The sequence below is a fragment of the Estrella lausannensis genome (assembly GCF_900000175.1).
GTDB lineage: Bacteria > Chlamydiota > Chlamydiia > Chlamydiales > Criblamydiaceae > Estrella > Estrella lausannensis.
The window spans coordinates 1-9,136 of record NZ_LN867111.1 but is presented as its reverse complement, the minus strand read 5'-3'; the positions used below and the strand labels follow the sequence as shown (position 1 = coordinate 9,136).

Genomic DNA, 9,136 nt, shown 5'->3' with positions numbered 1-9,136 from the left:
TGCTTCTAAAGCATACGCTATTTTCTTTTGGAAAAACGCCTTCAGGCTACCTTTTCCAAGGTGTTCAAATTTAAAATACACTGTAACTCTAAGCAGAAAGTGATGTCAAGTCTATTTATCACTTTATGCATTCTTTTATTTTCTAGAAACAGTCGAATGCAAAAAAACTTTAAATATAACACATTGGAACATGTTAACGGCGTTATTAACACGGTTGTTAATACACTTCATCTCAGTACACCACACTACATCTCTGTTCTCAAAACTCTAACTCTTCCCTTCTGACGCTGCCCAAGCGAATCAGCGCTCGGATAACTGTCGAGGTGTTAACTACCCTTCCAAGCTTATTTGAGGCGTACAGCGTCAACTCATTCAAGAGCTGTTTGTCTGCCGGGTCTACCGTGCAGCTAATCTGCGGGCTAATTCTTCCGGCGGTGCTGCTTTTGACAGGGGCTTGCCCGGTTGCTAGGTCTTTGATAGCTTCGAATTTGTCCGCGTGCTTTTCTTCTGTGATGTTCTGAGAGGCGGCGACCGCTTGCAAAGATCGTTTCACTCTATTTTTTGCCATGCAGTAGTCCCTTAATTTCCTTTCCTAGTGCTTTGATCTCTTTGGTGGCCTCAGCATTGTTCAAGCCTCCGACATACCCTTCCGTGTATCCGATGTCTTGATAAGCTACCCTTAAGCCCATTTTTGTATTCAGGCTAGGAATCCCGAGAAGCTCTTCGCCTTCGGGCACGCCTTCTTTGTGTGCTGCGGTGTTCTTTTGAAAGAAGTTCCAGAGTATTCTCGTTTGCCCGGCTGTCGCCTTCTTCACGAGATCAACGTATTTAATCTGAGCTTTTAGATCCCTTGGAGAAGGGCGTGAGATGATTAGGTTTAAGTCGCTGAGCTTGGCAATCACTTCGATCATGGCCGGATCTTCATGTAGGGAGCGAGGGTTGCCGTCCACGATCAGGTAGTCGTATCCGTTTTTAGCGTACTGCTTTCCTTTCTCCCACAGGTCGGTTTTGTTGATTACCGAGATTACCTCGAAGGGCATTTCAGGATTAAGAGCCTTGGCGCTGACGCAAGTCCCCTGCACGTCGGCATCAAAAAGAACGACCTTTGCTTTGTGGGTCTGGGCCAACTCCCAAGCTAGAACCAGTGAGACGCTGCTTTTCCCGCTTCCGCCTTTTGCTCCGACGCTACTGATAACTTTCATTTGATACCGTTACTTTTCAATGTGACTTAGCTAAACGACTTCTCTTAGTTCTTGCGGTGGTGTCCGTTTCGACACGCTGCTTGACCCAGTTCTCGAGAACCTGCTTGTGGAAGCGCCAGACCCGTCCCATTTTGAATGCGGGAATCGCTCCGACCCTGACATACTTGTACAAGGTGGGCTTTGCAAGCTTGAGGTATGTGCAAGCTTCATCTATATCAAACACTTCGGCCATAAATCCTTTTAGGTGGTTAGTTGTCTTAAAGGCGACATCAAACAACACCTGTATGTTTCAGTCAATTGATTTGTTGATACCAAGTGATATTTAGTGGATTTTGTCACTCTATAATGCAGTACCAGAGTGTTGTTGTGTGACAGGCAGACTATGTGACAGAAAGACTCCATCGCAATATTTCTGAGATACAGTGATGTTGTGATACTGTAATACAGTAACACTTGCACACAATCTTACTGTGTTGTATATTGGTTACGCTAATTTAAGTTAACGTAAGCAAATGTTTTTTGGTGGATTATGACCCTGACGACTTCAGCGACTTTCAGCCTAACAACCGATCAAGCCGAGTTGATGGAAAGGGCTGTCGCCTATGAGAACGCCTCTCTATCACCAAACACAATCAGAACGTACAAATCTATGTGGTCAAAGTTTGACTGCTGGTGCAAGAGTAATGAGATCCAATCGCTGCCTTGTTCCGCCGAAGCCGTGGCGCTCTATCTTTCAAGCCTGGGGGATTCAGTCAGTTTCTCAACCCTGGATAGCACGATTGCGGCCATCGAGGCAGCACATGAGAAAGCCGGGCAAGCAATCAAAGGAGATTCAGCGCTGTATCGACGAGTGCGCCGTGGTATCCGTAGAACCCATAAAGAGCAGCAAACCCTTAAGCAGGCCCCGGCTCTGACTCCTTTCGATATCAAAGGCGCTTGCTGCAAGTTGGGAGACTCTTTAAAAGATCTTCGGGATAAGGCTTTGCTGACGGTCGCTTTCTTTGGCGCGCTTCGCCGTAGTGAGGTGTCAGCCCTGGATGTCCAGCACGTCGATTTCACCGATAAGGGCGCTGCCATTTCGATCATGCAATCGAAGACTTCAGACACAAAGCAGACCGTCTATCTCTCTTTTGCAAGGGATCAAGACATCTGCCCGGTTAAAGCATTGAAGGCTTGGCTTGAAGCTTCCGGAATTAATGAAGGGGCGATATTCAGATCCTTTCAGAAAGGGGGGAGGATATCTTCTAGGCTGTCAGGACATAGTGTCTCGGCTATCATAAAAGATTACTTCGGGGAAGAATACTCCGGCCATAGTGCCCGCCGTGGTCTAGTGACTGCATCGGCAGAGAAAGGGACTTCAATGCACATCATCAAAAAGCACAGCCGACATAAATCGGCTGACATGGTGCTAAGGTATGTTGAGGACTCGAAAGGCTTTGAGGACTCGGCGGTGAAGATCTTGGGGGTTTAACTCTTCTTTTTGTTTTTCTTGTCTTCATCCACTTTTGTGCTAATGCTGTTTGCACAAGCTGTCACTCCAGCAACAACCATTCTGCCACCCCAATCTTTACAAACCGGTATGGGGAGGCACATTAAGAAAAAACCACACAAGGTCACAGTAACTCCGTAAACTAAAAGAGATGGTAATTCAACATCGTCCTCGTCACGTTGATCGCTATCTTTTCCCATTCTGGTATCAAAAAGCATGAGTTCTTCATCAGCCTTATTGAACTCATAATTCTCAATATACATCGTCGATGCCAAGTATTCGGCGTGCTTTTTGTGCTTTTTATCCTGTTTTTTTATTTTACTTTTTATGACATCCAATTCTTTTTTAGGGGGTTTTTGCCCACCCTTTTTTATCTCATTCTCAATCTCTCCCATGCACCTATCTAAGTCAAAGCGAAGGCCATATGAAGACTCAATTTCACGTTTAACATCTACTAAATATCCTATGATCTTATCACAGCTCTTACCTTTACTTTCCGTTAGTTTATTAACTAACCTTTCGAGTCTAAACATGAAGGCTGCCTCAGAAAATGTTTCTAATCTAACTGGGGCAATATAATTTGGTGTTGAAGATGTCAAAGTGAAAGAAGTAAAAACAGAGCAGAAGATAAGCCTGTTAAAACAGTTACGATTGAAGAGATTAACCATCTAATTTCTTTTTGTTTTTGCGGTTCAATATTTGTGAATAACGATGATTTTTTTAGCACGAGAAAAGAAATGAAGGATGAGGAGGCCCACATAATAATCAGCATGCCAATTATTGTTATGGTCATTTTTATCATTGTTTTCTCTACAGGGTTCACGGCAAAAGGAAACTAAAATCTTAGTCACTTTTTGCATTTTTCAAAAAAGCGAAGATCCTACCAAAAACAACTTTTTTTTACAGGAATTTGTGAAAGCTTTTTAGGCTGAGATTGCTCGGATTAGACAAATCTGACTAATCCCGGTAAATATCCTTCCTGTGGCCAACATCAATAACCAAGATAACGAGCGTGTTGTCTCGGATCTCATACACCACCCTATAGTCACCGCACCGAATCCGGTATAGAGGGTCTTTCGATCCCTTCAGCTTCTTACAGCCATCGGGTCGAGGGTTTTTTGCTAAGGAGAGGACGCTTTCTCGGATATACTCCCGGTCTTTTTTGGGAATTTTCTCAAGATCTTTTATGTAGTTTTTATTGAAGAGAATGTTGTACTTATTCGTCATCCGTCCATCCAGCAAGCTTTGCGGCGTCGCCAAAGTCGATCAGATCGCTCTCTTTGGTGTCTCTTAAGCGTTTGGTAGCCTTTTTAGCTAGCTGGAGGTCTTCGTGCTCCTCAATTTCCCGGATCAATAGCTCAGAAGCTAAATCCTTCAAAGATTGCCCTCTTTTAGCGCAAAGCATCTTTAGATAGGGGTAATAATCCCTAGAGAAGTCAAAATTAATCCTAACTGTGTTTTTCATAGGTTCCTCTTTTAACTCATTATACCATGAGTGAGTAAATGAGTAAATGAGTAACCGCAGCTTTGTTTAATGGTTTCACATTCCCTAGAATAGGGTCGCGCATTAATCACCATACTCCCGCTCGATCCTTAAGAAATCCTCGTATTGTTCCTGTGAAATCATCCCTCTGTCCAGAGACATTTTGACTAATTCGTGCGTTGAAGCCTCTCCTCTCATGGCTCTTTCAAAAAGCTCCATTTTTTTTATAGCCGATTCCCTAAGCTGTTTCTTGCTTGGATTTCTCACGCTGCGCCTCTTTTATCTGCCGTTGAAGTGCTTCCATTTCTTTCAGAAAACCCCGCTCCCGCTTCCGTTCTGCTATGGCCCTTAAAGTCGCTCTGCCGTGCGTCTCCTTCTTGCATAAGGCTCCGCCGTGCATTCTGCATCGACCGTTCTTCATCGCCGGGTTGACGCAAGGCGCCCCTCCCTTCGTTCTGCACCTGGCCCCGCAAAACCTAACTCCTTTTACAGGCATTTTGAGTCCTCCTTGATGATGGTCTGAGATAGAACATTGCCCGGCCCGCTGTTGTTATAGTTGACCGTGATGTGCTGATAGGCTCCGTTTCTCTTCCTGTCGAGCTGAAGGATTGCCTCACTAGAAAACTTAAGCATCTTCAAGCCGAGTTTTTGGTCTTCCGGATACGATGAGGCAAGCTTTCTCATCCCGAGCATGTGGCTCGCAACTACCTGAGCAGCATAGAGAGTTTCAAGGGCATCTTTGGGCTTTATCCCCTGAATTAAAGAGACGATGACCTCGATGTCTTCCTTGGAGTACTCCTTTTTAGATAAGTAGTCTTCTGCTGGATAGGAAATGGCCTTTGCCGCCTCAAGAACGAGGGATTTGGCCGCTTTCTTTGATGTGACGTGAAACGCCTGCATCAAGGGGACTAACTCCTTTGGAGGGGTTATTTCCGTAGGGGGGTGGGGTGTTTCCCCTGCATTATTTGCCATGCACTAACTCCAAAAATAGCCAGTTGCCCGGCACTTTTCTTTGATGACATCCTCTTCTTCTCTGAACCGAAGGATGGCCGTTGCCGCTTTCTTGGTAGCCTTTTCATCGCTCTTAGTCTTAGCTTGGCTATACGCCTTTACGAGCCTGACGTACTTTTCAGAACGCCTCGCTTTGAACTTGTCTAGCTCGTCATGATCGTAATATTCAAAATCGTAAGGCTCTCCTTCGATCATAGAACTTTCTCCTTACTGTAATACAGTATCGCTCTAACACTCTATTTCTCTAATATCCCACCATTGTATTACTCGAAAGGCATGAAATCCCCCATTCGAGCCTGCAAATCTCGGTCTAATACTTACAGCCTGGTATCTTGCGCCCTGAATTTTTCAGGTAAGCCTTGTAGAATCCAATCCCTGATATTCAATCCTTCTTGGGCTGCTTCACCAACATCCTTTCCAAAAGGAACAGGATAGGCTTTGGCTTGTGGATAGCGCTCTTTCAGCTTATCAAGCATAACCATCCCCGGCTGATCCCTGTCGTGAGCAACCAAAACGAACGCCCGCTTCTGCGCCAAGTAATCGGTTACATGATCTATTGAAGGGTTATTTGTTCCGACCGCTGCCGCGAAAGCAAAGTCACCGCAAGAAAACTCGACAGCAAAGGCGTCCAGCTCTGACTCGACAAAGATCATCACATCCTTGTCTTTGCTCGTGCCGATAATACTAATCCCTTTCATACCGCCAGAGGCTTTGATGTACTTCGGCAGCTTATCTCCCTCTTTCCAGTCCGCTCGTCTGATTTTAAGCCGCTTCACCGCGCCGTCTCGATCAAACCAGGGAATGACGAGTCCTTTCGGTAGCCAAATCCCTTTAGGGCTTCCGTCCTCTTTCTGCTGTGCTTCAAGCCCCCAATCCTCGCGATTTCCATTGAGATCTGTTGGATTCCAGCCGAGCTTGTACTTCGCGACCGCGTTTTCGGGGATTCCTCGCCTAGAGAGATATTCCAAAATCTCCGGTTGCTTCCAGATCCGCTTGTGTGTCGCCTCGATAAAAAGAAGTGCCTTCGCTTCCCATTTCTTTGAAGGCGTTTCAGGGGAGATTATGGGAGCTAGACGTGGACTTTTGAGTGATAAGAAAGACCGGTCAGAAAATGAGGGTTCGACTCCTGCCCTTCGAAAAGCCTCTTCAAAAGGAATATCCATGACATCTATACAAAAGCTGATCGTGTCGCCGTTGATCTCACATACCCGGCAGGCATAGCTTCCGACACAGCGCTTACCGATTTTATTCGGGTGAAGTCTGAATCGGTCTTTACCTCCGCACGAAGGGCAAGAACTGTGATACTCGCCGCCTCCGGTTGAAGAAACCTTTTTGGGATCTAAACCTTGTTCTTTCGCTAATTCCAGTAAATTCATTTTCTCTTCTTTTTTTCGCTTTTGGTCATAGCGGTCATAGTAAAATATCCCCCCTGGTCACAGCTTGGTCATAGCAAGAAAAACAGTTAAACAACTAAATATCAATGTCGTGTCATAGGAGTCACCGCAAAAGGGTAGTTTTTGAGTTACCCAAAAATAAAAATCTGTACTCAACGACATTTTGCTATTTTTGGTTTTTTACAATTCTTAAATTCTCTATGACTACTATGACCACTATGACCAGATACTTATTTTTAGTGACTTAAGAAATTTAGATCCTATGACCATTCTATGACCAAAAAATACAGATCTATGACCAATCCCAAATTCCTTGATCTACCTTAAACGACTTTTCAAATTGCCTTCTTACCGATTCCAAGTTCCCAAACTCGTATTCCCATGTCCTTTCGCCGATATCTTTAGATCTGGGGCGTATCTTCTCTACCAAAGGAATAAGCTTCTTCAAAATCTTCCCAAACGCAGCCTTTCCTTTTGGCCCAAGTCTTTCAGAAAGACACCACGACTCGTAATCAGTGAAAACGCTGTCCACACTAATTTTTTCCTTCCAAGCGCCGAAGGGAGCGGCATTGCCTATGTTGAAGTGCCCCTCTCTTAAGGCCGCATAAATGTATTTTTCAGTAGACCCAGCGGATTCCATCTTAACGCTAAAGGCTTCGTTGTTTGATGGGATTATCCTAGGGTCGAAATCGCTTATATCCTCATGCAGGAGTTCATATAAAAGGGCCTCCCTTCCTCCGTTTCGCAGTTCTTCTTTGATCGCTTTGAAATAAGGCAGGTCTTCTTTGTGTGCACTGCTGACATTCAGAACGAAAAAGCGCCTATCGTTTCGGTCGATGTGTACAGGCCAATCTTCATTTGATGAAATAATTAGGTGTGTGTAGTTAGGGACAAAAATTACATCTTTCCCTTTTGGTTCAATCGCTTTGTATGGCTCTGTTATCATCGATTTGAGCCGTCCGAGTTCCTTCTTATTCCCACCCCACATGGCCTCATTGCCATGAATCAGAACAGCCTCTTTCAAATGGAAGTTAAAATTGCCAACCAATTGCTGAACACCGTCCAGAGGAACGAAACCGCCCATTAGAAGATAACCCAAGCCTTCTACAAAGGTGTTTTTTCCAGTTCCAGGCTCGCCCATTAGAACCGGAACAGTTTCAGCTAAAAGGTGTGGAGACTGGAACAAGCGAGCGCACCACTTCCAGAGATAATTGAAGTAAACTTCATTACCTCCGCAAATTACCCGCCTCATGTGTTCCTTGAATAGAGCGCAGCTTCCCTGTTTCGGCTCGACTGAAAATCCCCTCCATAAATTGTATAAATCCTTGTCTTGGGTTTGTCGGCCCGGGGAGAATGTTATTCCTTTATATTGCCTTCTTTTAGGACTCTTCAGCCAAACCTCAGCTTTTGACCTTTCTTTTCCGTCAGCGCAAAGAACTAATTGGTTTTCGTACGTGTCTTTAAACGATTGCTTGCTCTCTAAAGTGAAGGTTGTCCCTGTAAAGACTGGGTGGTCTTTTTCTGTCATGATGAAGAATTGGCTGGTGTGAACTACTGCATGCTTTTTATTTAATTCCTCGATGGCGGAATCTTCACCCCACAAAATATGGCGTTTTTCTTGCAGCTCTCTCAACTTTCTTTGTAGGGCTAGAATGGGCGCTGTTTTGTCGTAGCTTTCATCTTCATCCACCTCATACCCTAAGAAGTCATCAATGTCGTAATCTCCAAACCCAAGAGTTTCTTTTTCTTTAAGAAGACTCTCCTGTTTTTCACACCACTCTCTTTTTAGGGCCTCTAATTGCTTTTTTTTGCTCGGTTTTTTTTCGTTTGGAATTCGCTTTTCTGCTATATTCTGAGTCGGTTCAATATTCATTAGATATCTCGAAATTACAGTTTTGAGTCTTTAGGGCGGTCTCGCCAGGCCGCCTCGATTTCCATCAGTTCTATTCCACTTTCGTTGCAGAGATCCGCGAGGCGATTCATCCAGTAAAAGCGCCCTTCGGTGTCTTCTGCTTTGTCTGCTGCTTCAAATTGGTAGATTGCTTCCCGGCAGCGCACTAAGAAGTCATCTTGCGGATCGTTTACCCACACATCGACTGCTCAACCGACGCCTTTTCTTGCAGGAACTGTATAACGGATTCCCTGGGGATCAAACTGCGGTGAGAGGTCACCTTGATCCTTGGCAGAACGCCTTTTTCCAGGGCTTGACGGACTCCGGTCAAAGAACCGAATAGACCGATTTCGACCAAGCGGCTAGGCGGGATGAAGTCTTCTTCTCCCAGTCGGTCGATAAACTTTTGGATTATTTTTTGGTTAGACATGACACTCTCCAGTGGTGAAATTAACGTAAATTATTTGTTTGGAGTAGTGTATGCTTGTAGTCAGACAGCCAAATTTATTTATTTACAGCACAGATTTATCTCATTTGTGATCATATATAACAAAAATCCGTTGTGTGCAGCCTAGCTTTTCTGCTACTTTTGAAAGCAATAATGAAGGGAATCTAGAAACCCTATCTTCAAACCGAGGGAAGTTGCCGCTTCTTTCGGTTTTTTTT

General features: G+C 44.6%; 15 protein-coding genes. 1 reads left to right on the top strand and 14 read right to left on the bottom strand.

The features are described 5' to 3' along the window. Positions 1-259: 259 nt before the first annotated feature. Genes ELAC_RS11580 through ELAC_RS11570 form a run of 3 tightly spaced genes read right to left on the bottom strand, consistent with a single transcriptional unit; the run spans position 260 to position 1,434 of the window. The gene (locus ELAC_RS11580) at positions 260-568 is read right to left on the bottom strand and encodes a hypothetical protein (RefSeq protein ID WP_098039456.1); all 309 of its coding nucleotides are present in this window, start codon (positions 566-568) and stop codon (positions 260-262) included. Further along, a complete protein-coding gene (locus ELAC_RS11575) occupies positions 555-1,202 on the bottom strand; it encodes a nucleotide-binding protein (protein ID WP_098039455.1) in 648 nt (215 codons plus the stop codon). Before ELAC_RS11575 ends, ELAC_RS11580 begins: the two co-directional genes overlap by 14 nt. A 16-nt stretch (positions 1,203-1,218) precedes the next feature. Continuing rightward, complete coding sequence (locus ELAC_RS11570; protein WP_098039454.1) at positions 1,219-1,434, bottom strand: helix-turn-helix domain-containing protein; 216 nt, start codon at positions 1,432-1,434, stop codon at positions 1,219-1,221. Positions 1,435-1,731: 297 nt separating this feature from the next. Here ELAC_RS11570 and ELAC_RS11565 point away from each other — a divergent pair, with 297 nt between their 5' ends. Then, the gene (locus ELAC_RS11565; RefSeq protein WP_098039453.1) at positions 1,732-2,673 is read left to right on the top strand and encodes a site-specific integrase; all 942 of its coding nucleotides are present in this window, start codon (positions 1,732-1,734) and stop codon (positions 2,671-2,673) included. Here ELAC_RS11565 and ELAC_RS11560 read toward each other — a convergent pair. From ELAC_RS11560 to ELAC_RS11510, 11 genes are all read right to left on the bottom strand, one after another. After that, positions 2,670-3,359, bottom strand: coding sequence for a hypothetical protein (locus ELAC_RS11560; protein WP_098039452.1), 690 nt, complete (start codon positions 3,357-3,359; stop codon positions 2,670-2,672). The genes ELAC_RS11565 and ELAC_RS11560 overlap by 4 nt on opposite strands. A gap of 289 nt (positions 3,360-3,648) precedes the next feature. Then, entirely contained in the window at positions 3,649-3,918 is a 270-nt protein-coding gene (locus ELAC_RS11555; RefSeq protein WP_098039451.1) for a type II toxin-antitoxin system RelE family toxin, read from the bottom strand. Continuing rightward, positions 3,908-4,156 (bottom strand): hypothetical protein, encoded by a 249-nt coding sequence (locus tag ELAC_RS11550; RefSeq protein ID WP_098039450.1) that lies wholly within the window; start codon positions 4,154-4,156, stop codon positions 3,908-3,910. The genes ELAC_RS11555 and ELAC_RS11550 overlap by 11 nt, the downstream gene beginning before the upstream one ends. Before the next feature lie 102 nt (positions 4,157-4,258). Continuing rightward, complete coding sequence (locus tag ELAC_RS11545; RefSeq protein ID WP_098039449.1) at positions 4,259-4,441, bottom strand: hypothetical protein; 183 nt, start codon at positions 4,439-4,441, stop codon at positions 4,259-4,261. After that, positions 4,413-4,670, bottom strand: coding sequence for a hypothetical protein (locus ELAC_RS11540; RefSeq protein WP_143406513.1), 258 nt, complete (start codon positions 4,668-4,670; stop codon positions 4,413-4,415). The genes ELAC_RS11545 and ELAC_RS11540 overlap by 29 nt, the downstream gene beginning before the upstream one ends. After that, positions 4,661-5,146, bottom strand: a complete 486-nt coding sequence (locus ELAC_RS11535) for a hypothetical protein (RefSeq protein ID WP_143406512.1) — start codon at positions 5,144-5,146, stop codon at positions 4,661-4,663. Before ELAC_RS11535 ends, ELAC_RS11540 begins: the two co-directional genes overlap by 10 nt. Before the next feature lie 3 nt (positions 5,147-5,149). Beyond that, positions 5,150-5,380: a hypothetical protein gene (locus ELAC_RS11530; RefSeq protein ID WP_098039446.1), complete on the bottom strand. Its 231-nt coding sequence runs from the start codon at positions 5,378-5,380 to the stop codon at positions 5,150-5,152. Between the two features lie 122 nt (positions 5,381-5,502). After that, positions 5,503-6,561: a primase-helicase zinc-binding domain-containing protein gene (locus tag ELAC_RS11525; protein ID WP_098039445.1), complete on the bottom strand. Its 1,059-nt coding sequence runs from the start codon at positions 6,559-6,561 to the stop codon at positions 5,503-5,505. Positions 6,562-6,871: 310 nt separating this feature from the next. Beyond that, entirely contained in the window at positions 6,872-8,452 is a 1,581-nt protein-coding gene (locus ELAC_RS11520) for a DUF5906 domain-containing protein (protein WP_098039444.1), read from the bottom strand. 14 nt (positions 8,453-8,466) lie between these two features. Next, positions 8,467-8,670, bottom strand: a complete 204-nt coding sequence (locus ELAC_RS11515; protein ID WP_098039443.1) for a hypothetical protein — start codon at positions 8,668-8,670, stop codon at positions 8,467-8,469. Then, a complete protein-coding gene (locus ELAC_RS11510; protein WP_098039442.1) occupies positions 8,661-8,900 on the bottom strand; it encodes a hypothetical protein in 240 nt (79 codons plus the stop codon). Before ELAC_RS11510 ends, ELAC_RS11515 begins: the two co-directional genes overlap by 10 nt. Between the last annotated feature and the right edge of the window lie 236 nt (positions 8,901-9,136).

Bases quoted from the DNA above. Each gene is read 5' to 3' on its own strand.
- ELAC_RS11580 (WP_098039456.1), bottom strand. From the start codon at position 568: ATGGCAAAAAATAGAGTGAAACGATCTTTGCAAGCGGTCGCCGCCTCT.
- ELAC_RS11575 (WP_098039455.1), bottom strand. From the start codon at position 1,202: ATGAAAGTTATCAGTAGCGTCGGAGCAAAAGGCGGAAGCGGGAAAAGC.
- ELAC_RS11570 (WP_098039454.1), bottom strand. From the start codon at position 1,434: ATGGCCGAAGTGTTTGATATAGATGAAGCTTGCACATACCTCAAGCTT.
- ELAC_RS11565 (WP_098039453.1), top strand. From the start codon at position 1,732: ATGACCCTGACGACTTCAGCGACTTTCAGCCTAACAACCGATCAAGCC.
- ELAC_RS11560 (WP_098039452.1), bottom strand. From the start codon at position 3,359: ATGGTTAATCTCTTCAATCGTAACTGTTTTAACAGGCTTATCTTCTGC.
- ELAC_RS11555 (WP_098039451.1), bottom strand. From the start codon at position 3,918: ATGACGAATAAGTACAACATTCTCTTCAATAAAAACTACATAAAAGAT.
- ELAC_RS11550 (WP_098039450.1), bottom strand. From the start codon at position 4,156: ATGAAAAACACAGTTAGGATTAATTTTGACTTCTCTAGGGATTATTAC.
- ELAC_RS11540 (WP_143406513.1), bottom strand. From the start codon at position 4,670: ATGCCTGTAAAAGGAGTTAGGTTTTGCGGGGCCAGGTGCAGAACGAAG.
- ELAC_RS11535 (WP_143406512.1), bottom strand. From the start codon at position 5,146: ATGGCAAATAATGCAGGGGAAACACCCCACCCCCCTACGGAAATAACC.
- ELAC_RS11530 (WP_098039446.1), bottom strand. From the start codon at position 5,380: ATGATCGAAGGAGAGCCTTACGATTTTGAATATTACGATCATGACGAG.
- ELAC_RS11525 (WP_098039445.1), bottom strand. From the start codon at position 6,561: ATGAATTTACTGGAATTAGCGAAAGAACAAGGTTTAGATCCCAAAAAG.
- ELAC_RS11520 (WP_098039444.1), bottom strand. From the start codon at position 8,452: ATGAATATTGAACCGACTCAGAATATAGCAGAAAAGCGAATTCCAAAC.
- ELAC_RS11510 (WP_098039442.1), bottom strand. From the start codon at position 8,900: ATGTCTAACCAAAAAATAATCCAAAAGTTTATCGACCGACTGGGAGAA.